Source organism: Winogradskyella tangerina, from assembly GCF_003260205.1.
GTDB lineage: Bacteria > Bacteroidota > Bacteroidia > Flavobacteriales > Flavobacteriaceae > Winogradskyella > Winogradskyella tangerina.
Genome location: NZ_QERF01000004.1, coordinates 157,125 through 181,814 on the forward strand (window position 1 = coordinate 157,125; position 24,690 = coordinate 181,814).

General features: G+C 37.4%; 19 protein-coding genes. 3 read left to right on the top strand and 16 right to left on the bottom strand.

Going from position 1 to position 24,690, the window contains the following annotated elements:
- Positions 1-108 precede the first annotated feature (108 nt).
- The 9 genes from DDY94_RS07900 to DDY94_RS07940 form a co-directional block, all read right to left on the bottom strand.
- The gene (locus DDY94_RS07900; protein WP_111683563.1) at positions 109-1,284 is read right to left on the bottom strand and encodes an aspartate aminotransferase family protein; all 1,176 of its coding nucleotides are present in this window, start codon (positions 1,282-1,284) and stop codon (positions 109-111) included.
- Positions 1,285-3,084 carry an OstA-like protein gene (locus DDY94_RS07905; RefSeq protein WP_232817839.1) on the bottom strand — a complete coding sequence of 600 codons (1,800 nt, stop codon included), beginning with the start codon at positions 3,082-3,084 and terminating at the stop codon, positions 1,285-1,287.
- An 84-nt stretch (positions 3,085-3,168) separates the two neighbouring features.
- Entirely contained in the window at positions 3,169-4,449 is a 1,281-nt protein-coding gene (locus DDY94_RS07910) for an adenylosuccinate synthase (protein WP_111683565.1), read from the bottom strand.
- A gap of 13 nt (positions 4,450-4,462) precedes the next feature.
- Positions 4,463-4,915, bottom strand: coding sequence for a Fur family transcriptional regulator (locus DDY94_RS07915; protein WP_111683566.1), 453 nt, complete (start codon positions 4,913-4,915; stop codon positions 4,463-4,465).
- A gap of 103 nt (positions 4,916-5,018) precedes the next feature.
- Positions 5,019-7,226, bottom strand: a complete 2,208-nt coding sequence (locus tag DDY94_RS07920; protein WP_111683567.1) for a RelA/SpoT family protein — start codon at positions 7,224-7,226, stop codon at positions 5,019-5,021.
- Positions 7,227-7,483: 257 nt separating this feature from the next.
- Positions 7,484-8,686 (bottom strand): hypothetical protein, encoded by a 1,203-nt coding sequence (locus DDY94_RS07925; RefSeq protein ID WP_111683568.1) that lies wholly within the window; start codon positions 8,684-8,686, stop codon positions 7,484-7,486.
- Between the two features lie 141 nt (positions 8,687-8,827).
- On the bottom strand, positions 8,828-10,060 hold the full coding sequence (locus DDY94_RS07930; protein WP_111683569.1) for a M48 family metallopeptidase: 1,233 nt from the start codon (positions 10,058-10,060) through the stop codon (positions 8,828-8,830).
- Between the two features lie 38 nt (positions 10,061-10,098).
- A complete protein-coding gene (locus tag DDY94_RS07935; RefSeq protein ID WP_198658928.1) occupies positions 10,099-10,443 on the bottom strand; it encodes a four helix bundle protein in 345 nt (114 codons plus the stop codon).
- A 41-nt stretch (positions 10,444-10,484) separates the two neighbouring features.
- Positions 10,485-11,285: a TrmH family RNA methyltransferase gene (locus tag DDY94_RS07940; RefSeq protein WP_111683571.1), complete on the bottom strand. Its 801-nt coding sequence runs from the start codon at positions 11,283-11,285 to the stop codon at positions 10,485-10,487.
- 69 nt (positions 11,286-11,354) lie between these two features.
- Between DDY94_RS07940 and DDY94_RS07945 the strand changes: the two genes are divergently transcribed.
- A complete protein-coding gene (locus tag DDY94_RS07945; RefSeq protein WP_198658929.1) occupies positions 11,355-12,143 on the top strand; it encodes a DUF6503 family protein in 789 nt (262 codons plus the stop codon).
- A gap of 52 nt (positions 12,144-12,195) precedes the next feature.
- Here the strand turns inward: DDY94_RS07945 and DDY94_RS07950 are convergent, their stop codons facing one another.
- The 3 genes from DDY94_RS07950 to DDY94_RS07960 form a co-directional block, all read right to left on the bottom strand.
- Entirely contained in the window at positions 12,196-13,503 is a 1,308-nt protein-coding gene (locus DDY94_RS07950; protein ID WP_111683572.1) for an amidohydrolase family protein, read from the bottom strand.
- A gap of 11 nt (positions 13,504-13,514) precedes the next feature.
- Entirely contained in the window at positions 13,515-16,493 is a 2,979-nt protein-coding gene (locus DDY94_RS07955; protein WP_232817840.1) for an amidohydrolase family protein, read from the bottom strand.
- 78 nt (positions 16,494-16,571) lie between these two features.
- Entirely contained in the window at positions 16,572-17,639 is a 1,068-nt protein-coding gene (locus tag DDY94_RS07960) for a DUF3810 domain-containing protein (RefSeq protein WP_111683574.1), read from the bottom strand.
- Between the two features lie 61 nt (positions 17,640-17,700).
- Here DDY94_RS07960 and DDY94_RS07965 point away from each other — a divergent pair, with 61 nt between their 5' ends.
- Entirely contained in the window at positions 17,701-19,161 is a 1,461-nt protein-coding gene (locus DDY94_RS07965) for an aminoacyl-histidine dipeptidase (protein WP_111683575.1), read from the top strand.
- A gap of 72 nt (positions 19,162-19,233) precedes the next feature.
- Here the strand turns inward: DDY94_RS07965 and DDY94_RS07970 are convergent, their stop codons facing one another.
- Genes DDY94_RS07970 through DDY94_RS07980 form a run of 3 tightly spaced genes read right to left on the bottom strand, consistent with a single transcriptional unit; the run spans position 19,234 to position 21,975 of the window.
- Positions 19,234-20,433, bottom strand: a complete 1,200-nt coding sequence (locus DDY94_RS07970) for a peptidylprolyl isomerase (RefSeq protein ID WP_111683576.1) — start codon at positions 20,431-20,433, stop codon at positions 19,234-19,236.
- Positions 20,426-20,959: a gliding motility-associated peptidyl-prolyl isomerase GldI gene (gene gldI / locus DDY94_RS07975; protein WP_111683577.1), complete on the bottom strand. Its 534-nt coding sequence runs from the start codon at positions 20,957-20,959 to the stop codon at positions 20,426-20,428. The genes DDY94_RS07970 and gldI overlap by 8 nt, the downstream gene beginning before the upstream one ends.
- Positions 20,956-21,975 (bottom strand): DHH family phosphoesterase, encoded by a 1,020-nt coding sequence (locus DDY94_RS07980; RefSeq protein WP_111683578.1) that lies wholly within the window; start codon positions 21,973-21,975, stop codon positions 20,956-20,958. The genes gldI and DDY94_RS07980 overlap by 4 nt, the downstream gene beginning before the upstream one ends.
- 288 nt (positions 21,976-22,263) lie before the next feature.
- Between DDY94_RS07980 and DDY94_RS07985 the strand changes: the two genes are divergently transcribed.
- A complete protein-coding gene (locus tag DDY94_RS07985; protein WP_111683579.1) occupies positions 22,264-22,683 on the top strand; it encodes a nucleoside-diphosphate kinase in 420 nt (139 codons plus the stop codon).
- Positions 22,684-22,761: 78 nt separating this feature from the next.
- Here the strand turns inward: DDY94_RS07985 and DDY94_RS07990 are convergent, their stop codons facing one another.
- The gene (locus DDY94_RS07990) at positions 22,762-24,567 is read right to left on the bottom strand and encodes a serine hydrolase (RefSeq protein ID WP_111683580.1); all 1,806 of its coding nucleotides are present in this window, start codon (positions 24,565-24,567) and stop codon (positions 22,762-22,764) included.
- Positions 24,568-24,690 lie beyond the last annotated feature (123 nt).

Below are 24,690 nucleotides of genomic sequence, written 5' to 3' on the forward strand. Positions count from 1 at the left end.
GTCATAAAGAATTGAGTTTTTGTTTTTAACAAAATAATTAACATTCAGATAAGCGTTGTTTGAATTTAGTTTGAATTGATTTAGAAACGGTTAGACTCAAATTAACTTCTAAATCCCATCTAAAATTGAAGTAATAATTTGGCAACCCTTAATGATTTCTTCGTTTGAAATCGTCAATGGCGGGGTAATTCTTATGGCTCTCGGTTCAAAAAGTAGCCAGAATAAAATGAGACCTTCATCCTGTGCCCGAAGAATAACTTGATTGGTTATTTCCGCACTTTCAGTAAAAGCAGCTAGCATAAGGCCTCTTCCTCGAATTTCCTTAATATGCTTATGTTGAAGATGTTTACGAACGAGTTGTTCTTTTTCTAAGGCTTCAGCCATTAAATTTGTTTCAGTGATCTCCTTTAATGTTGCTAATGCAGCCGCTGCAATTACCGGATTACCTCCAAAGGTAGTTATATGTCCAAGTTTTGGTTGGTCACTTAATGTGGTCATCATCTCGTTCGATGCGGTAAACGCACCAATAGGTAAACCGCCGCCAAGACCTTTACCCGTTACAACAATATCAGGCTGGCAATTGTAATTTTCAAATCCGAAAAGTTTGCCCGTTCTGCCGATTCCTGGCTGAATTTCGTCTAAAATGAAAACCGCACCAACCTCATTGCATCGTTCTTGTACTTTTTTTAAAAAGTCATTTATCGGCTCAATAAATCCTGCACCACCTTGAATAGTTTCTAAGATTACCGCGGCTGTATTTTCAGTGATCTCTTGCAGGCACCATTCACAATTAAACGCAATATGTTTAATGTCTGGTATTAAGGGTTCAAAAGGTGTTTTACGCTCTTCATAATCCATTAGACTTAAAGAGCCCATGGTATTGCCATGGTAGGCATTTTTAGCAGCAATGATCTCACTACGTCCTGTATAACGCCGCGCCAGTTTAATACTTCCCTCAATGGCTTCAGTGCCTGAATTGACTAAATATGTTGTTTCTAAAGGATTGGGTAAATGCTTGGCCAAAAGTTGTGCTAACTCTAATGCTGGTTTTTGAATATATTCCCCATAAACCATAACATGCAGATACTTGTCTAATTGGGTTTTTACTGCTTCAACAACTTTAGGATGGGAATGCCCTAAACTACAAGCTGACACTCCAGCTACAAAATCGAGACAAGCTTTGCCAGCAGTGTCATAAATATAACAGCCTTTGGCATGACTTACTTCCATGGCCAAGGGATGTGGTGTGGTTTGTGCCTGATATTTTAAAAAGTCTTCGTGCAATTATGGACCTTCTTGTTTTTTCTTCGTTTTAGATGTTCCGTCCTTTTTTACCTGATTGGTTTTTAATGGCGGAAGTTTGTTGTCTGTCGGTAAATTTCGTGCTGCTTTATTTGGCTTGTTCGGAGTGGCCTTACCAGCTTCTTCAATGCGTTCTTTCACACTTTCATCTACAAAATCTTCAGGAGGAACATAGTCCTCAAGGCCTTTAATGACTGGTAATACCAACGGTGGATCGTCTTTGAAGAGATCTTCAACAGAAATTGGTCGTTCTTCGCCGCGCCAATCAAAGCCTCGGAGGCGTTTCGAACTATTGGGGAAATCTGCTTCCGGGAAAATGTTACCGTCGATCTGATTGATAAACCGTACTTCATCTATTTCTTGATCAACGAGTTGAATATTTATACTACCCGATTTCGATTTCTGAATACCAATGAGTTCGTTGGTGTCATTACGCATATAGCGTATGGTTTCAGCATTTTTAATAATATCTACATTGTAAATTTCATTATCTCTGAACAATCCAATGAGACGCTGTCCTTTTATTTGATTAAATCCGTCTTCACTTAGGGTGTCTTTGCTCACCAAGAAGGCATTGTTGAACACTTTGAGCGAGTCTAATTTTTCTGTTTCTACATTCGAAATTAAGTGAATAGTGTCACCTGTCATTTGATTGCCGAGATTCCAGAGCACAGGTTTTCGGGCAGTAGCAAAGGCATCAGTAGAGCTATACCTTGCCAGATTGATCAATTGTGTCAGTCCGGTTTTATGATTAACATGGATAGAATCAGCTTTTCCAGCTAAGTCACTTTTATATAGTTTGGCATTGTAATAAGCTCTGGTAATGCGATTGTCTTGCTTACCCGTTACCATGAGTGTATCGGCATGCAAATACACTGAATCCTTTTCTTGAACAGTGATCGCTAGTGCTCGTTTGGTAATAAATACCGAGTCTCGATCGCGCCACACTTCCGCATAATGACCTCGAACTATACTATTGTTAATTGTATCTGTTACCGTGATGTTGTTACTCGCAGAAGCAAAACTGCGATTTCGGTCGAAATAAATACTATCACCTTCAATGATTCGATTGTCGTAATCTACTCGGGCATTGCGCTGAAAATACCCAACATTGGCATTAGTATCATAGAAACCACGTTCGGTATAAATTTTACTTTCTTCACCAACTATGGTTGAAGGTCCAAACAAATGTGCATGGCCACTATCGGGGAAGAAGTCAAGACGTTCTGTGTTTAATGTATATTCTGGGTCGACGAGTACAACATTTTTAGTGAACTGATATTTTTTGGCATTCATGTAGTACCGTCCGATCTGACTTGTAATCGTTCCAGAAGAATCCTTAACAACCTTTCCTTTCGTATCGTAATAGGCCAACTGCCTTGTTCTGTCGAAATAAAGTTTGTCGGTGGTAAGTACAGATTCTGGTTCGGTTAAAACCACATCACCCTGCGCAAAGGCCAATTCGGTTTTACCACTGTATTCAACATATTTGGCCACCATATTGATGGAGTCACCTTGCTTCAGTACAACATTGCTGAAGGCTTCTATATACTCCTGATCTTGATAATAAATGGCTTTATCGCACCACAGGTTCACACCTTTATGAACAAAATGGACTTGCTGTGAAGCATCGCGGAGAAAAACCAGTGCACCTTCTTCGATCTCTGGACTAGAAGATGTATTCCCCGAATACTGAACAGTTATTCTTTGTTTTTCTTGTGAAAATCCTAAAAATGAAAAGACAACAAGGAGAAGAAAAATTAAACTTTTACTAGAATTCAAAACTATATGTTTTTTACAAGTTAACATTTATAGAATTGCTTTAGTATGGGTTAACAGTTTTTTTAACAGTAAATAAATCAACTGCTAAAGCTCCTTCCTCACAATAGTTTGCTTACGATCTGGTCCTACAGAAACGATTGTAATAGGAATATGTAATTCGTTTTCTAGAAACTCGACATAGTCATTAAATTCTTTAGGTAATTGAGATGCCTCCGTCATACCTGTGAGATCTTCAGACCAACCTTTCATTTCAGTGTAGATTGGAGACACGTTTTCCTCTTCGATGTTATAAGGAAGATGATGGATCGTTTCCCCTTTATAATAGTACGCGGTGCACACTTTTAGCGTGTCAAAACCAGATAACACATCACCTTTCATCATAATAAGTTGGGTAACACCGTTCACCTGGCATGCATAACGTAAAGCTACTAGATCTAACCAACCACAGCGTCTTGGGCGACCAGTAGTAGCTCCAAATTCGTGACCAACACGTCCCATGGTTTCGCCGTCTTCATCAAACAACTCAGTAGGGAATGGCCCAGAACCAACACGTGTTGTGTAGGCCTTAAATATTCCGAAGACATCACCAATATTGCTAGGTGCAACACCCAAACCAGTGCAGGCACCAGCCGCAGTTGTATTCGATGAGGTTACATACGGATAGGTTCCGAAGTCGATATCTAAAAGCGATCCTTGGGCACCTTCCGCTAGTATAGATTTTCCCGAGGTCTGTGCCTTATGAATATATTCTTCTGAATCAATAAATTTGAGAGTTTTCAAAGTTTCGATGGCCTCGAAGAAGTCTGTTTCAAGCTCTCCTAAATCATACTGGATATCTACATTGTAGAAATCGATCATAGCTTCGTGCTTGTCAGCTAATGCTCTGTATTTTGTTTTCCAATTAGACAATTCAATATCACCAACTCTTATGCCGTTTCTTCCTGTTTTGTCCATATAAGTTGGTCCGATTCCTTTTAAAGTCGAACCAATTTTTGCCTTCCCTTTTGAAGCCTCGCTTGCTGCATCTAAAAGGCGATGTGTTGGCAGAATGATATGAGCTTTACGAGAAATGTAAAGGGATTTTTTATAATCTACATTTTGCTCGTCGAGCTTATCAAGTTCTTTCTTAAAGATCACAGGATCAATGACAACACCATTACCTACAAGGTTAATTGTGTTATCGTGAAAAATCCCAGAAGGAATTGTATGTAAGACGTGTTTTCGTCCGTTGAATACCAAGGTATGACCTGCATTAGGGCCACCTTGAAATCTTGCAATAATGTCGTATTTGGAGGTGAATACATCAACAATTTTTCCTTTGCCTTCGTCACCCCATTGTAAACCTAGTAGTAAATCTACCGCCATGTTAAAAAGTTAGTTAGTCGTCTGCTTTACGGTTGCCGTAAAAGTATAGTGAATGATTAGTTATCTCAATGTCAAAAACCTCTTCGATGGTTTTTTTAATAGATTGAATGCGAGGATCACAGAATTCTATAACTTCTCCAGTGTCTGTCAATATAACGTGATCGTGCTGCTTATCGAAATAAGACTTCTCGTAATGTGCCTGATTCTGTCCGAATTGATGCTTTCTTACCAAATTACAATCTAAGAGTAATTCTATGGTGTTATAGAGCGTTGCTCTACTTACACGATAGTTTTTATTCTTCATTTTGATATACAAGGATTCGATATCAAAATGCTCTTCACTATCGTAAATTTCTTGAAGTATAGCATAGCGTTCAGGTGTTTTTCTATGTCCTTTTTCTTCAAGGAATTGTGTAAACACACGCTTTACGATTTCCTGATTACTTTCTTCTGTTGTTGCATTCATAATAAGGTGCAAATTTACGTAAAATTTAAGGAATTAATAAGCGAGCCTTGTGTTTTAAGTTGAAAGAAATCAACAAGTTTTCAAGATTCTAAATCTTATTAAACTATACCCTAGTCACTTTATCTATCCCGTTTATTTTTTTGAGTTTATCGATAAGGTTTTTAAGCATGTTCTGATTCTTCACTTCAACAGTAATATCGCCATTAAAAATCCCATCTTCACTAGAAAAACTGATACTTTTCATATTTACATGAAGGTTTTCAGAAATCAGCTTTGTAATATCGTTAACTAATCCAAGGTTGTCAATACCAGACAGCTTAATGCTAGATGTATAGGTGCGTTGCGACGAATCTATCCACTTGGCCGACATGATTCGGTAGGCATAATTAGACTGAAGACTTACTGCATTTGGACAATTCTTTTTATGCACCTTTATGCCATCATTAACCGTTAGAAATCCAAACACTTTATCTCCAGGTATTGGGTTACAGCAGTTCGCTAAAGTGTAGCTTAGGCGCTCTTCCTCCTTACCAAAAACCAACATATCGTACTTAGAAGTGATTTCTTCTTTGTCGATATCCTTCGGTACTTCGGGCTTACGAATTCGGTTTTTAATGTAACTCATAAAAGCATTGCTGCGCGAAGACGCAAAAGCTTTGAGTTTTGCATTGTCGATAGTTCCTATTCCAACGCGATAAAAAAGATCTAAAGAGGTTTTTAGTTTGAAGTAATTCACCAATTCATTAACCGCTTTTTCATTTAAAGTAATCTTCAGCTGCTTTAATTTGCGTCTTAATATTTCCTTACCTTCTTCGGCAATCTCTTTAGTATGGGCATTTAAGGCCGATTTGATCTTACTTCGTGCTCTTGCTGTTGTGGCATAATCTAACCAGTTAGCATTGGGCTTAGAATTTTCTGAAGTTAATATCTCTACCCGATCTCCACTTTGTAGTTCGTAACTTAATGGGACAAGTTTGCCATTTACTTTAGCACCTCGCGTGGTCATCCCGACCTCAGTGTGAATACTAAACGCAAAATCGAGAGGCGTTGCACCTTTTGGAAGCGATTTTAAATCGCCCTTTGGTGAAAAGACAAATATCTCTTTTGAATAAAGGTTGAGTTTGAATTGCTCTACGAAATCTACAGCATCAGCTTCATTATTTTCTAATGCCTCCTGGAGTTTATTGATCCACAGATCTAGGTTATCTTCCTTATCATTGGCATTTTTGTATTTATAATGCGCCGCATAACCTTTTTCGGCAATCTCATTCATGCGTTCGCTACGAATTTGAACTTCAACCCAGCGACTTTTTGGTCCAACTACAGTGATGTGCAAGGCTTCATATCCTGTAGATTTGGGCGATGAAATCCAATCGCGCAATCGTATTGGGTTTGGTGTAAAGTGATCTGTTACGATCGAATAGATCTTCCAAGCGAGGAATTTTTCATTTTCAATATCGGACTTATAGATAATTCTAACAGCAAACTTATCGTAAACTTCATCAAATGCAACGCCTTGTTTTACCATCTTCCGACGGATACTGAAAATGGACTTTGGGCGTCCCTTAATTTCGTAATTAAGGCCTTCCTTATTCAAGGACTTTTCAATGACCTCAGAAAATGCTTTAATGTAAGCGTCTTGTTCTTCCTTACTTTCCTGCATTTTCTCCTCAATGTCATTATAGACTTCAGGTTCAGTATATTTTAAACCTAAGTCTTCGAGCTCTGTCTTAATATTGTAAAGCCCAATTCTATGGGCTAAAGGTGCATAGATGTATAAGGTTTCAGAAGCGATTTTAACCTGCTTATCGTCACGCATAGAATCCATCGTTTGCATATTGTGCAAACGGTCGGCGATTTTAATAATGATTACCCGAACATCCTCATTTAGTGTGAGTAACATCTTGCGGAAGTTTTCTGCTTGAAGCGAGACATCCATATCCTTTTTTAAAGAGGAAATTTTTGTGAGCCCATCTACAATTCTGGCAACGGTTTCACCAAAAAGTCGTTCAATGTCTGCAATGGTATAACTCGGATTGTCCTCAACCACATCATGAAGTAGAGCAGAAGCAATGGAAGTTGCATCTAAACCAATTTCTTGCGCCACAATTTTTGCAACTGCAATAGGATGAAAAATATAGGCTTCGCCAGATTTTCGCCGCTGATCTTTATGCGCATCTAAAGCCACCTCAAACGCCTGACGAATTAGCTTTTTATCGTCTTTGGTTAAGGTCTGATAGCTCACTCTAAGTAGCTCTTTATAAGCCTTAGCAATAGCAGCGTTTTCTTTTTCAATATCCACTTCAGTCATAAGAACTAAAGTAGTCAATAGAGTTTTAACCTGCAAGCGAATTTATAGATAAAGGAGGGAGTGATTTTTTGTCAGGAAATGAGATTATTCTGTAAATCTTTTAGCAATAATTTTGGAGGCTGGTTTACCTCGTGGTGTAAAATCGAGATCGATTTTTCCCTCTTTTCATCAAAATGTATTAATCATGAAAAATTGCATAACGAAAGATACTTATAAAATCTCAAGGATGCTTTTAATGTGTTATGTCAATCAATTAATCAGCTGTTTCCAACTAAATAATCTGGTAGACTATCCTTAGCTATTTTTAGCTTTTCATTGATTTCGGAAGTGTCTTTTGGGTCTTCATTGAGATAGTAAAGATAGTTAGCATATAGCCAATACATGAGATATCTATTATAATCATCTAACTCTGAATCTGAGATTAAACTTATAAGTTTACGCTCTATCGATGCTTTGTCTTCGGCATCGGCGATGGCTCTTCCGATTCTACTAATGGATCCGTAATAGTGATTTTCATGTACATTCTCAGCTCTAAAACTGATACCAAAAATTAGGCTGTTGATGTCAATATCTAAGGTCTCTAGTTCTTTGAGGTAGGTCTTTCTTGCAGCATAGGCATAACTACCATCTGATACACGATCGAATCTGTCATTCATAATATCGAGATGCGCTTTTAAGAAGACTTCCCAGTTAACAGTTTCGGCCGAAAGTTTTGCAATATTCATGGCGTGAACTCTAGGGCTACTATCCATACTACAACTACCAACAACTCTAGTATTTCTCATCTTTTCTAACAGTTCTTCTTTCTTCTGTTTTGAGAGTTTCCTATAATCTTCTGGCATACCAATATATCCGTGTTCTGCCTTTTCATAAATTTTTGTTGAGGTTGTATCGATCATACAATCTGCATATTGGATCATATGAGCGTATTCGTCTTTTAGAGGCTCTTTTTTGAAGTCTTCGAGTAGATAAAATATTCTGTCACTATCCTTGTCGTAAATCCAGCTTCCTTTAGAATAAAGAGTCATTGGATCTAATTCTTTCTCAATAGTAAGAACTCGATCGTATTCATTAGCCAGAGATTTAGTACTAAATCTTGTAACCATTTTATCTTGGTAATTTTCATAAACATCATAAACAAGCAATTCTGGTTTGCTAAAACTTCGATTTGGATATTTTTCTTTGAAGGCTTCGAGTGTGATACCATTTTTAATATCGCGTCTTACCGATCTCGAATTTATATCAATTACCAAAACCTTAGCTTGAGGTAAGGCGTAATAGGTTTCTGTGATTTCACAGGCTTTGAATTTCAGATTGAGAGAATCAACAATAAACCTTAATTGCGCTACGGTCTGTTCATCGTATATCAGTCCGTTAGAGTGGGTTTTGAATTCATTGTATTGTGCGTTAACCTGTAACCCATAAAGGATAAAAATGAAAGAGGTGATGATCGTTTTCATGATGATTGATTTATATTAATAATGAAAGAAGAGGTTCAATTATTGTGATATAAAAGTAAAATCATCAAAAATTACACCAAATAACCAATGAGTAAAGGACAGTAGTCGGTTAGTTAAGTTAATCAAATGAAGAGTTACGAACTAACTCAAAAGATTTTTAACACGGTCTAATAGTGTAGGATGAGAATAGTGCATAAATACATAAGCCTTATGCGGCGTAAGGTTACTCAGGCTATTCTTAGATAATTTTTTTAACGAACTCACTAAAGGTTCTGCCTTATAGGTGCTCTTGGCGTAATCATCGGCCTGGTATTCAAATACGCGAGACACATAGTTCATCACTAAGCCAGTGACTTCAGAAATTGGTGAGTAGAGGAGACCAAAAGCAATCAATCCGACATGAAAACTGGGAATTTCAACCCCAATAGCATTAGAAAGCAATGGATTTGAAATAAAAATTGAAAGAACGTACAGTGTTAATCCGGTCAGTAAAATCGAGGTTACTAAATTGAATATAATATGTTTTCGTTTATAATGGCCAACTTCATGAGCTAGTACGGCAACAATTTCTTCGTCTTCAAGATCGTTTATTAGTGTGTCGTAAAGTGTGACGCGTTTTTCACTTCCAAATCCAGAAAAGTATGCATTTGCTTTCGTACTACGTTTTGAGCCATCTATAATGAAGATCTTGTTTAAACTAAACCCAACAGACTTGGCATATTCAGAAATTTTATGGCGTAAATCGCCTTCTTCCAGCGGTGTTTGCTTATTGAATAAGGGTACGATCAGACGAGAATAGAACATATTCATAAAAACTGTAAAAACGGTGACAATCCCCCAGGCATATAACCAAAATTGTTGACCTGTGATTTGATAAAACCAGACGATCAGTGCAATAATTCCACCTCCAATTATGGCCATCATAAGTAAGCCTTTGAACTTGTCGAGGATAAAAGTGGTCTTTGTAGTTTTATTGAAGCCGAAGCGTTCTTCGATCACGAAAGTTCGATAATAGGCAAAGGGTGTTGTGATAATATCACTGGCTAGCATGATAATTCCGAAGAAAATAAGGGCAACCACCACGGGTTTATCTGAATAACTTCTGGCAATATCATCGACATATTCAAAGCCATCGAGGAACAAAAATGCCAGGGTTAATGACAATGAAAATAACGAAGACCATATACCAAACTTGTAATTAGTGGCTTTATAGGTCTGAGATTTTTTATACGCTTCAGCGTCGTAAACATCATTTAATTCCTCGGGAATTGGGTCATTAAAATGCTTTGCATTTATGGCATTTAAGATTTTGTCTTTGATAAAATTTATTAGAATTATCCCGATTATAATGTAGAATAGAGCTTCTGCTGTCATAGGTTAATTTGTAATTAGTGATGAATAATTGACAATAATTAATTTTTGGATGATTCAATGATTCTAAATAATATTTTCAAAATACTCGATAATTCAGCGTCAAGTTCATTATATTTTTCTTCTGAGATGAACTTCGTATCCTTTAAGATTCTTAGCCAATAATGAGTTTCTCGTGCTTCTTTATATGAAATTGACATTTTTGCTCTGAAATCTTTTTTTGAGATTCCACCAATTGCTTCTTCAACATTGGCTCCTATTGAAGTGCCAGATTTTAAAATTTGACGAGATAAAACATATTCATTTTTTGCCATCAATTCCTTGCTCAACCAAACTACTTTAACTGCGAAATCATAACTTTTGATGGCAATAATATTTTCCTTCATTATTAATTACAAATTCTTAATTATTAATTACAGATTGTTCATTATTCATTAATTCGTCTTTGACGAACGGCTTCAAAAATAAGAATTCCCGCAGCAACTGAGACATTCATAGAATCTATAACACCTTGCATAGGAATACTAATATTTTTATTGGCTGAATCGCGCCAGATTTGAGTTAGGCCAGTAGCTTCTGTACCAACAACGATGGCGGTTGGCAGCGTGTAATCTTGAGTGTGATAAGGTTCTGATTCTTGAAGAATGGCTGAAAAAATATTGAAATTATATTTCTGTAAAAAAGCAATAGCATGTTCCGAACTGGCCATGGCTATTTCAGTCGTAAACACACAGCCAACACTAGATCTAATAATATTGGGGTTGTAAAGATCAGATTTTGGATTAGCAATAATTACCGCATCTAAATTCGCGGCATCGGCAGTTCTCAGTAACGCGCCAATGTTGCCTGGTTTTTCTGGGGCTTCGGCAACTAAGATCAACGGATTTTTAGACCTTAAGTTAAGGTCTTCCAACTCGTGTGCTTTAGATTTCACAACTGCAATTACACCTTCAGTGGTGTCTCTATGTGCTAATTTCTGAAATACATCTTTCGAGATTTCTATGATTTCAATCCCGTAACGACTCATAGCCTGTGCTTCACTTTCAGAAAATAAATCGGGATAAAACAATAAGGTATCAATAGAATAGCCACCTTTGATTGCTAGAGATAATTCGCGCTTACCTTCAATTAAAAAGGTGCCACTTTTTTTGCGTTCTCTCGATTTTTCTTTCAAGAGTACGAGGCGTTTTATTAAGGGATTTTGTGAGCTTGAAATAAATTTTGACATAATTAAAACAAAAGTAGTGTAATTTTACAGGATGTAAAACGTCCAACCCATCAACTAAACCACCTAAACATGAAAAATTTAATCGGATTATTAATCATTCTTGTTGTTACCATATCCTGTCAACAAGCAAAAAATAAAACAGATTATTCAAATGATGATCTTGAAATAACCACAAGTATTTATCCAGATAATATCACCAAAGTATTTGATGCTCATGGTGGGATCGATACATGGAATACTATGAAAACACTTTCATTTACCATGGAGAAACCAAATGGTAAAGAGGTAACTACTACTAACCTTAAAACAAGAGCTGAACGCATTGATGCACCTACATATACTTTAGGGTTCGATGGTGAAAATTTATGGGTTCAAGAGAAAAAAGGACGCGAATATAAGGGTAACGCTAAATTCTATAAAGGATTGATGATGTATTTTTACGCCATGCCATTTATTGTTGGCGACGACGGCATTTATTACGAGGATGCCGAGCCCTTAACTTTTGAAGGTAAAACCTATTCTGGAATATTAATTTCTTATGAATCGGGGATAGGAGTCTCACCAGATGATCAGTACATAATTTACTATGATGCTGAAACAGGACAAATGGAATGGCTGGGTTATACAGTGACTTTTGGAAAAAATGAAAAGAGTAAAGATTTCCATTTTATTCGCTATAACAATTGGCAAACTGTTGAAGGTTTGAAGGTGCCAAAAAGTGTTGATTGGTACACCTACGAAAATTCTAAACCGGTAGCGAAACGAAATACAGTTGAGTTTAACGATATTATTCTATCAAAAGAAACTCCTACTGATGCGATGTTTGAAATTCCTGAAGGCGTTCAACCGATGGAATAAAATTTGAAAATCACATAAAAAAAGCGAGCTATTTAGCTCGCTTTTTTTATTTCTATTCCTGTCCGTACTTTTTAGCATAACGCTTCCAAAGTTCGGTTTGATGCGTTTCTAAGCTCACATTTCTACCATCAATAAAAGCGTGAGTTACTATATTGGTGCGCATATCTAATGCATCGCCTTCGCTTATAAATAACGTAGCACTTTTACCAACTTCAAGAGTTCCATATTGGTCGTCGATACCCATAATTTTGGCAGCGTTCTCTGTAATGAGTTGCAAGGCTTGTTCCTTGGTTAATCCGTAAGCCACGGTTGTACCAGCATAGAAGGGTAAGTTTCTCGAGTTCATTCGTTCCATTTGCCCGCTTGTTTCTAGTGAAACTAATACGCCGGCATCAACTAAAGCCTTCGCTTGCTTAAAGGTATAATCATAATCGTGATCTTCCGATTCTGGTCTTGTATGAACACGCTGTAGCATTACAGAAACATTATTCTGTTTCAATAAATTAGCCACTTTACTCGCCTGATATCCTCCTACAATAGTTACTTTAGAAACTCCTTGAGCCTTTGCAAAATTTACGGCATCAGTAATGCTTTTTTCATCGTCTGCATTAATATAAAGATGTTTTGAACCGTCAAAAAGTCCAGCCATGGCTTCGTATGGTAAATGAGGTTCATCTTTGCTTCCGTTATTATAACTTTTAGATTCGTTGAAATAATCATTCAACTCCTTAACCTGTTTGGCATAATTTTTATTGGGTTTTAAACCTGGGTCTTCACCTAGCCACCAGCGACCACGTGAAAAACTACTAGGCCAATTGATATGAATTCCGTCATCTGCCTTGATGGTGGCATCTTCCCAATTCCAAGCGTCGTATTGTACGATCGATGAGGTTCCAGTTATACGTCCGCCTCTTGGTACAACCTGACCGAGCAGTACACCATTAGGACGCATCGATTCTACGACTTTAGATTCGGCATTATAGGCAATTATACTTCTTACATGTGGGTTGTAAGTTCCCATTTCCGAAAGGTCATTCGATGCTTTAACCGCATCAACTTCAACCAAACCAAGGGTACCGTTAGATACGATAAATCCAGGATACACATGTTTGCCTTTTGCATCTATAAAATCCATAGCCTGCTTAGTTAATGGCGTTGAATCAGCTGGACCAATAGTGGTGATCTTTCCGTTACTTACAACGATAACTGCATTCTCTATTACTGTGCCATTACCCAAATGTGCTGTTGCACCCATGATGGCAAAGTCTTTAGTTTGTTGGTCTGCGGGTGTTTGCTGCGCGAAACTCAATGAAACACACAACAACAATATGATGATATTAAATTTATTTAATGTTTTCATGATTTGTAATTTTAGTGGTTATGTGTTGACTCTTGATTATCCATGGTATCACAATGCATCAATTCTTTGACTTTCTTCTTCACAGGCTGTGTTTTTAAGCCTTTATTTTTCTCTTGAAGCATGAGATTAACAAGTTCACTTTTCTCCTTTTTGATGGCTTCACGCATTTGTCTGTCGCGATCAATATCAAAATAGGTCACACCTTCAATAATGGTCTTTTCTGCCTTAGCATAAATAGATAAAGGATGATCAGACCATAAAACGATGTCCGCATCTTTTCCAACTTTAAGGCTACCGACACGATCATCGAGGTGTAACATTTTCGCTGGATTGAGTGTAACAAATTTCAAGGCATCTTCTTCACTAACACCACCATACTTTACAGATTTTGCAGCCTCCTGATTTAGACGACGAGACATTTCAGCATCGTCACTATTAATAGCAGTTACAACACCTGCATTGTGCATAATAGCAGCATTGTATGGTATGGCATCATTTACTTCGTATTTATAGGCCCACCAATCACTAAAGGTTGAACCAGCTACGCCATGTTCAGCCATTTTATCTGCAACTTTATAACCTTCTAGTATATGTGTGAACGTATTCACATTAAAATCGAATTTCTCTGCAACCTTCATCAACATATTAATTTCACTTTGAACGTAAGAGTGACAAGAAATGAAGCGTTCTTTATTCAAAATTTCTGCTAATACTTCCATTTCAGCATCCTTGCGGTAAGGTTTGCCGCTTTTCTTCAATTCGTCATAGGCCTTAGCTCTTGTGAAATAATCCATAAAAACCTGCTCTACACCCATACGTGACTGCGGAAAACGCTCGTTTCTGGTTGAACGTGACTGCTTAACGTTTTCACCCAAGGCAAATTTGATGAATTTAGGCGAATTATCGTAAACTAAATCCTCGGCAGCTTCACCCCATTTTAACTTTATAATTGCCGAACGTCCACCGATTGGATTTGCCGAACCATGTAAAATTTGGATAGAGGTTACGCCTCCGGCAAGATTTCTATAGATATCAATATCCTCATCATCTAAAACATCTTCGATAGTAACTTCAGCAGATGAGTTTTGCCCACCTTCATTAATGGAGGCCGCAGCAATATGCGAGTGCTCATCAATAATACCTGCAGTTATATGTTTCCCTGTGGCGTCGATGACTTTTGCACCGCGGTCAGAAAGATTCTTACCGATCTGCGAAATTTTTCCGTTTTTGATCAAAATATCTGTCTTCTCTAATATGCCATCAGATTCATTAGTCCAGATTGTGGCATTTTTAAAGAGTAAAGTTTCAGATTTTGGTTTTTCAGTAAATCCAAAAGACAAATTAGGATAGGTTATTGGATACATCATTGGTGGAGTAGTTGCTTTCGCGGCCATGTTTGGTTTGGAAGATTCCATTTTTCCTGAATTTTGCGCGTAAAAGGTAAACTCATTTCCATTTGGCATAATGGCCTTTCCATTTAAACTATTACCACTAGCTGCATTGGCAACCACTCTTATGAATTCTTTCTTAGTACTATCAGCAGTTTTGAACGTTAGATTAACCCAATCATCTGCGTAACTGATTTTGGTTCCGAGATTTTTATCACCACTTTCAAGTTTAGCCTTTGGTTTGCTCGTACTACCTGAAATAGACAGTTTATAGTCATTTCCTGCGAGCTTAAATGAATAATCCCCATCAATATCTTTGACATTCATATTTTCCAAAACATGAGCGGTTCCTTGTACCCAGTTTTCAAAAAGCTTAGTTTTCTTATCGAAAATATCGCCAGAAGTAATTAAGAAGTTGGCATAACTGCCTGCTTTCAGTGTGCCAAGTTCGTTAGACATACCTAGCAATTCAGCAGGGACTGTTGTTAAAGCTTCAAGTGCTGTTTGTTTAGATAAACCACTTTCAATAGCCTTCATCAGATTCGCCTTAAATGATTTTTTTGATTTCAAACCATGCGTTGTAAGTGCAAACCGAATCCCATTTTCAGATAACAAACGTGGATTATGCGGTTCCTGATTCCAAGCACGCATATCGCTTAATGATAGTGTTGAAGCTAGAAAAGCGTTGTCAACGTCATAAGCCAATCTAAAATCAATTGGTAAAATGAGAGTTGCATTGGTCTGCTTAACTTCATCAATACGTTCATATTCATCGCCGCCACCTACAATAGTATATTGTACGTTAGCTTCATCACCAACTTTATCTGCTCTCATCAGATTGGCTCTGCTTCCTGCTTCGAATATTTGAAGCAATGAGGTATTTCCATTTAATGCTTCTAAAGACAGATCTTTTGTGTTTACATTTCCATCGGCATACCATTTAGCATCATTATACATCTGACGCAAAAGTGCCATACTTCCCATAATTGAAGACGGATATGCTTGTCTGGATCTTACGCTTTTACTGAAGGAGAAGTGTTGAGAAGTTTCACCGTCAATTACTCGCATGGAATTATCAGAGTTGTTATTGAGTGCAATTAGGGCACCTGTTCCTCTTACTATACCATCTGGCATGTGTGTATTAACAACGCCAAATCCTAGCTTATGCATTTCAGAAGCTGATTTAGTATTGTATTTAAAACTTGCCATCACATCTTGTTCTGGCATAACATGGTCATTCCAATAGAAGCCACTTCTACTTGCCGCATATCTTGGTCCATTGCCACCGCGTTCTGGATTTTTCACACCGAAAGTGGTATAAATATCAATGAACGAAGGGTAAATACTCTTACCTGTGAGATCGATCTTAGTTGTGTTCTTTGGAAGACTTACAGATTTACCAACGCTAACAACTTTACCATCCTTTATGAGTAAGGTGGCATTTTCGATCATCTCCGTCGGAGAGACATGAATTGTAGCATTAGTTAAAGCCGTATAATTTGAATTGTTTGTTTTTACACCAGAATTACTTGGAAAGTAATCTTGGGCAAATAATGAAAAGCTGCACAAAAACATGAGCAGCCGCAAATGTACTTTAATCATATGTGTAGTTAGTTAATTAAGAACTCGAAGATAAGGAATATCGGGATTAACTTAATTTACATATGTTGATTTTAACTTTTAAAGGGGTTTGTCACCATAGTAATTTACCAATAGCGCAACCACATAGCTGTAGCTTTTCATTCCGTCAGCCTGATTATTGGCTTTAAGAAAACTATCGAAGGTTTTTTCAAAGATAGGTTCTAAGGGGTTTTCATAAGATTTCCAGAATTCGTCTACCTCAATGTAGTTTTTCAAGATGCCTTTATTTACGGTTTCTAACATGGTATAGTAAAGCTCTTTATCTCTGCGGAAAATTTCCATGAGGCAATGTCTTAATCCAAAGGTATACCCAGAGTATTTAAAGTAAATATCTTCATTATTAATTGCAGCTAAGCAGCCGATAAAATTAGCCTCATTTTCTGCAGCATAACCAATTTGATGAGCTGCTTCATGACAAGATGTAGTGGGGAATTTATAAGTTGGAATTAAGCCATCTACTTGCGCTTCGTTAGTAAATGGATTAAGATATCCGGAGAAGCCCATATAGGTAAGCGGTATGCTGTATATAGACTTTTTTATGCTTCTGGGTTGATATGTAAATTGTGGATAATCTTCAGATAGTTTCACATAACCATTTTGCATGCGTTTGAATACTTCCGCCTTGGTAAACGGCATTTCTACTTTAGCTGAATCATTCGGCGCTATTTGCTTGTGAATAGCATTAGATTTTTCGATAAGTCTTTCAGTAAATTCCACTAATGCTTCAGTTGTATATTCGGCATCAATATTCAATGTTTGATAGAGCGCTGGGCGATAATAATTATAAGCCCATAGTATATGAAATGCAAAATAGACCAACGAAACGGTTGCACCGACGTCGAGTAGCCAATTGATCGTGTCTTTATAAATGCGTTTCCGGTTGAGGATCAACCAGCGGATAATATAAATACCAGCAAAAGTATAGAACAGATCACCTACAGAAAAAGGAATCCATCCAAACGAATAGCGCATCAACTTCGAAATAAAAATATAAATGCCATTGCTGTAATATTGCTCAACAAATTCGGGAAAATTCTTAATGATCTGAATAAAAAGAACTTGAACTACAAGAAAAATTACTAAGGCGAGTTTTTTATTAATGCGCATAGTTCAAAAATAGAAAATAGTTTTAGTTTGGTTACCTTTGCATACCTAAAATTTAATCGATATGAGTTCAGAAATAAGAGCATTAGAACCCCAAGCACTTTGGAATAAATTCGCAGATCTAAATGCAGTACCACGACCATCAAAAAAGGAGGAGCGTGTTATAAAATTTATGAAAGATTTTGGCGAGAATTTGGGCTTAGAAACGATTGAAGATGAAGTTGGTAATGTGATTATTCGTAAACCTGCAACTAAGGGCATGGAAGACCGAAAGCCTATTGTTATGCAATCGCATTTGGATATGGTTCATCAAAAAAATAATGATACTGTTTTCGATTTTGATACGCAAGGTATTGATATGTATGTGGACGGTGATTGGGTTAAGGCTAAAGGCACTACTCTCGGTGCCGACAATGGATTAGGCGTGGCAACGATTATGGCTATTTTGGAGAGTGATACGATTGCTCATCCCAATTTAGAAGCTTTATTTACGATTGACGAAGAGACTGGTATGACTGGTGCCATGGGTTTAAAAGGAGGCCTACTGAAAGGAGATATTTTATTAAATCTCGATACCGAAGAAGATGATGAAATTGGCGTAGGATGTGCCGGAGGAATTGATATTACTGCCACAAGAAGTTACACTGCCGAAACTATTTCGGGTGACGGAATGAAGGCCTGTAAAATTGAAGTGAAAGGACTTCAAGGTGGGCATTCAGGAATGCAAATACACGAAGGACTTGGGAATTCGAATAAAATTATGAACCGTCTCTTATTTTCTATTATCGAAGATATTAGGATTGCGGAGATCGATGGTGGAAGTTTGAGAAATGCCATTCCTAGAGAAAGTATTGCAACCCTAGTTTTCAAAGCAGATAAGCAAGACCTATTAATGCGCGTATTGAATTCACTTTCTGAAACCATAAAGAAAGAATACAAAACTATGGAGCCAGATTTGCAAGTGGAATTGGGCGAGGTTGAACTGCCTGAATCTGTCATGCCATTTGATGTACAGGAGCAATTATTGAAGGCCTTATATGCTGCTCACAACGGTGTGTATCGTATGAGTGCTGATATTCCTGATCTTGTTGAAACTTCCAACAATATTGCACGTGTAATCGTAAAGGATGGCGAGATTAAAGTCGGCTGTTTAACACGCAGTTCAGTTGAATCATCGAAAATGGATTTAGCCAATGCGCTTAAGGCCACTTTTGAATTGGCAGGTTGCGAAGTGGAGTTCTCTGGAAGTTATCCGGGTTGGGCTCCAAATATGGATTCTGCCATTTTGAAGGTTATGGTCCCAATATATGAACGATTAAATAATGGTGAGAAGCCACATGTTGCCGCTTGCCATGCTGGATTAGAATGTGGAATTCTAGGTCAGAATTATCCCGAAATGGATATGATCAGTTTTGGACCAAATATTAAAGGTGCGCATTCACCAGATGAGCGTGCTCAAATTTCATCGGCCCAGAAGTATTGGGAATTTGTTCTTGAAATACTTAAAAATATTCCAAAAGCCTAAAAAAAGAACATAAAAAAAGCACCTGTTCACTAATCATAGACTAAGTGCAGGTGCTTTTTTGTTTTACTAAGCTTATTCAGATATACTTGCTATTTCAATATCAAAAATAAGGTTTGTTTTACCAGGAATTAAAGGGGCTCTACCAGCATCACCATAACCTAAATAGTATGGGATAAAGACTCTCGCTTTATCGCCCACTTTCATATTTAACATGGCTTCTCTAAATCCGGCTACCAGACTGGCAGTTTCATTATAAGGCATTTCAAAAGGTGCATAATAACCAGCTTTATCTTGGCGCTCATCATATTTGTTATTTTGTTCTGCAACGTCTTTCCAGGTCGTCCAGAATAAGGTGCCATCTTCAAAATATCCAGCACAATCAATTTTTACTTTCTGTGAGGCATTTGGTTTTACACCATCACCTTCATGAGTGAATATCATGGCCATACCAGTTGGCGAATCAATACGACGACCGTCCATTGATTCATTCTTTTTAAGCCATTCTTCTTTTGCTTGAAGCGCTAAAGCTTCTGACTTCTTTTTAGCTTCTTGCTTTAAAGCCATAAAAGTACTTTCAACCTTTGGCATTTCCTCTTCAAAAACTTTAGGAGCATCAAAGAACTTCGCATCTTTTCCTTTTCTGATGATATTGACTTTTTCAATCGTTACATCTTCAACCGGGCGATTTCTTCCTGCTACTTTTACATTAGAGATCGAGTCTTGTACTTCAAGTCCTTCCACCAATTCTCCGAATACAGAATGACAACTTACACCGCGCTGATCGCATGGTTTTAATCGTCCTTGGTCATCATAAAAATTTCCTCTTGGATAAGGCTTTTCAGTGATGAAGAATTGGCTTCCGTTAGTATTTATACCCCCTGAATTTGCCATAGAGAGAATACCTGGTTTATCGTGTTTTAATTCAGGACTAAAATCGGCTGCATAGCGATAACCTGGTGTCCCTGCACCTGTACCTAAAGGATCACCACCTTGGATCATAAAATTATCCATAACCCTGTGGAATATAAGTCCATCATAAAATGGTTTTCCTTGATATTGTTCCTCGGCCATCGGGTGCGTACCTTCTGCAAGCGCCACAAAATTAGCAACGGTTACAGGTACTTTATCATAGTGCAATTTTGCTACCATTGTTCCTTTGGAGGTAATAATTTCGGCATAAAGTCCATCTTCTAGATCTGGATAGCGTTCTTGGCATGAAATATTTACCAAAACGACTAATACAACTATTGTTGTAAGGGCTCTTTTAATCATTTTCTTGAGTTATTGTATTTAAAGTTACTTCGCAAATTAGTGGAATATTTGTTCCAATTTTTTTGTCATCACCGTAATATCCATAAGCTTTTTGAGATGGAAAGATAAAGGTGACACTTTCTTCGGGTTTCATTAATTTTAATCCTTCTCGTAGACCAGTGAATAATTCTTGTTTATCCATGACGTAGGTCTTTTGTGTTTCAGCATATATTTCATTGCCTTGGATGTCTGAAATGGTATACTTGAAGTCGATGATGTCGCCAAATTCAGGTTGTATCGTGTCATTTTCAACACGTGTATTGTAGTAATACCAAAAACCACTTTCTGAGGCTATGTAATCAGTCTCTGGATCATTTTTAATTATGTCTTGAATGAGTCGTTGCTCTTGTTCGTTCAGTTTTTTGTTGCGCTCAGCAGATTCTTTAAGAAATGAACCAGACTGAACTGTTTCGGGCATTCGCGCTTCAGGCGACTTGCAACTCGAAATGGTTAGAGCAATGAGTATGAGGTATTGTAGGTGTTTCATTTTTGGGACAATTCATCTTTATATTTTGGTAATATACTAATAAATTTATCAATTGTAGCCTCGAGACTGTCTTCACTGCGACCACCAGCAGCATTATCATGACCACCTCCGTTGAAGTGTGCCCTCGAAAATTTATTCACTGAAAATGTACCTTTGCTTCGTAAAGAAACCTTAATGATGCCTTCTTGTTCACTCTCAATAAAAATGGCTGCAAAAATTACATCCTTAAGTGATAAACCGTAGTTTACAAAGCCTTCAGTATCACCTTTTTTAAAGTTGAATTGATCCAGTTCTGCCTGTGATAAGGTAATATATGCGGTACGGAACTCAGGTATCACCTTGAGATTTTGCATTGCTCGTCCGAGGAGCTGCAATCGGCTATAACTATTAGTGTCAAAAACATTATTATGAATGGCTGCATTTTCGGCTCCTTTTGAAATGAGGTCTCCAACTACCTGATGTGTTCTGGTGGTAGTTGATGGAAAGCGAAAAGATCCGGTGTCTGTCATGATGCCAGTATACAAACAGGTTGCAATCGTGCTATCAATCTTATCGAGATCGTTCAGATATTCTATAAAATTGTATACCATTTCACAGGTTGAAGACATGCTCACATCTGAATAGGTGTATATTGCATAGTCGTCGGGTTGCTGATGATGGTCGATCATAATCTTCAATGCATCAGAATTTTCAAGTGACTCAGTCATTTCACCCGTACGGTGTAAAGCGTTAAAGTCTAGTGTGAAAATTATTTCTGCTTTGGACATAAGTGCTTCACTAGCATCTAGATCAGATTCAAAAATCATTACAGAGTCATTTCCTGGTAACCACTTTAAAAAATCAGGATAATCGTTCGGCGCAATGACGGTTGCATCATGTCCATAAATCCTTAAATAATGATATAATGCTAAGGTCGATCCCATAGCATCACCATCTGGATTTTTATGTGGTACGATCACTATAGACTTCGGAGTGCTTAATAGCGACTTTATTTCATTAATCTGTGCCTTAATCATAGTGGACGAAGATACAATTTTTAGGATTTTTGAATAGGGTTTTAATACGAAATTAAGAATACATTTTAAAGATATCTCAATCAAACCGTAAGTTCGAGTGATTCCTTCATTAAAGGAATTGTATCGAGAAGTAATTACATTTCGATGAAGATTCTCGATACTAATTTTTAATGACCGCATTAAAAATTCACTCGAACTTAGGTGAGCATTGTAACATTAATTTAATAAATCCTAAGCTTGATAAATTAAAGAAATACGTTACTTTTGCGGTCAATTAAAAAAATTCACATGGTAACTAACAGAACATTTACAATGTTAAAGCCAGATGCTGTTGAAAAAGGACACGTTGGCGCAATTATAGAAAAAATTACAGCTTCAGGCTTTAGAATCGTAGCAATGAAGTTGACCCAAATGACTAAGGCAGATGCACAGGAATTTTATGCGATCCATAAGGAACGTCCATTTTTTCCAGAGCTTGTTGAATATATGACACGCGGTCCGATCGTTGCAGCGATCTTAGAAAAAGATAATGCTGTTGAAGATTTTAGAACCTTAATTGGTGCTACAAACCCTGCAGAAGCAGCTGAGGGAACTATCCGTAAATTATATGCGGCGTCAATAGGTGAAAATGCTGTTCACGGTAGCGATAGCGATGAAAACGCAGCCATTGAAGGTGCTTTCCACTTCTCAGGAAGAGAGATGTTTTAAGATATATTATGTCAACACATATTGAAAAACCATCCGTCAGGATGGTTTTTTTTATAGGATTTTCAAACAAATATAGGATTACTCTTTCATCCGCGTTGCTACAAATGTTCCATTCGGCTGTATAAATTTCACCTGATCTATTTTGCCTTCAGTTTCTATGAATTCTACTTTAAAACCTTCTAAGACTTTAATATTAAATTTATGCTCTGCAGTAGGAACCATCTCATATTCAGGTTGGCCAGGGACAAAAACATACAATACGTTTTCGTCTTTTAAATAGACTTTAACTTCAGTGCCATAAAGGTCATATTTCCCAACATATTGTTCTAAAGTTTTAGCATCTACATCAATAGAGTTTGGTGTGCGTTTGAAGGCAATAGCATCGGTTAATGGTTCTATATCAGCCTTCATATAATCTATATCACCTGCGGTGCTCGTAGTAAATGTAACACGCAAAGCATTACCAAACTGAGAGGTGTCAACTTTACCGTCGGTAACATCAATGAGCTCAAAAGTATCATAGTGGTAATGATTTAGGAACTGACGGTTGCCATCAAGTTCTGCGTAGAGCGAATCATTTTCGACAATAATATCAAACTTTCCGTAGCCTTTGTTCTCATAAGATCCGGTATAATCAAGTAGAATATGTGAAGGCTTGGTGCCTTTTACATTAGAACCTTCGTTATCTTCTTTGGCTTCTTCCTGCGCCTTTAATGCTTCTTCTAAATCTTTTTTATGATTCTCAGCCCATTTAGTGATCTCCGTTTTTAACATTCGGTCGGCCGCGATATTTCTTATTAGACGTGGAACTGCAGAACCGTTTTGATTGGCTAAAACAACGATACCTAAGCTATCAGAAGGATATATAGCAACACTAGCAGAGAAACCGTCAATATTGCCACCATGCTCTACCATATAATGCCCTTTGTAAGAATGTAAAAACCAACCATAACCATAATTCGCATATTGAATCCCTGGTAATTCGTCTGAAGGGAATCCGGCGGCCACAACCATTTGAGAGCTCATAGCTTCCTTCACGTAGGCTTCAGGAATTATTTGTTCTTCGCCTAATTTTCCTTTGTTGATCCAAAGCTTCAACCATTTACTCATATCATTCACACTACTATTTATACTTCCAGCAGGTGACATTCCGGCGATATCATAGTATTCCATTTTTTTAATGTTTCGCTCTTCATCTAAATTATATCCAAAGGCTACATTTGTACCGTTTTTCATACCGTCTATCATGGTGTTTGAGCGATCCATACCCAGTGGTTTGAAAAAATGCTCCTCGATATTTTCTTCCCAAGATTTATCGGTCAGTTTTTCAGTAATAACACCTTGAAGTAAAAAGCCAAAATTGTTATAGTACCACTGCTGACGCACACCAGTAAATGGTTCTTGATATTGCATGCGAGCCACCAAAGTGTCTTTGTTATGCGATGGGAAAAAGTACCACGCACCATCATGTCGTGGCAAGCCTGTGCTATGTCTCATTAGATCTTTAATTATGACATTATTATTCATATTGTCATTGTAAAATTTTAGTCCAGGGACATAGTCGAGCGGACTGTCATCAAGAGAAAGTTTTCCGTCTTCGCGTAACTTCCCTAATAAAGCTGAGGTAAATGCTTTTGTGGATGACCCAATTGCAAATAGGGTATTGGCATCGGCTGGAACTTTATTTTCATAATCGGCATAACCAAATCCTTTTGAATAGATCACTTTGTCGCCTTCTACAATGGCAACGGCAAATCCGGCAGCCTTTGTAGTTTCTAATACAGAATTGAACTGCTTTTCGATACCTTTAAGTCGCTTATCGGTTTGAGCGATTGAAATTGATACAAATAAAATTAGGGCAATACTGAGAAATCGTAACTTCATATGGATTGGATTTTAATGGGTTGAGTTGAACTATATGTAGTTAAAAGGCTCTCTAAGTTACTATTTTTTCAAAGGACTTTTTAAAAAAGTACAATTCGTCATAAAAAATATACAATTCGGTAA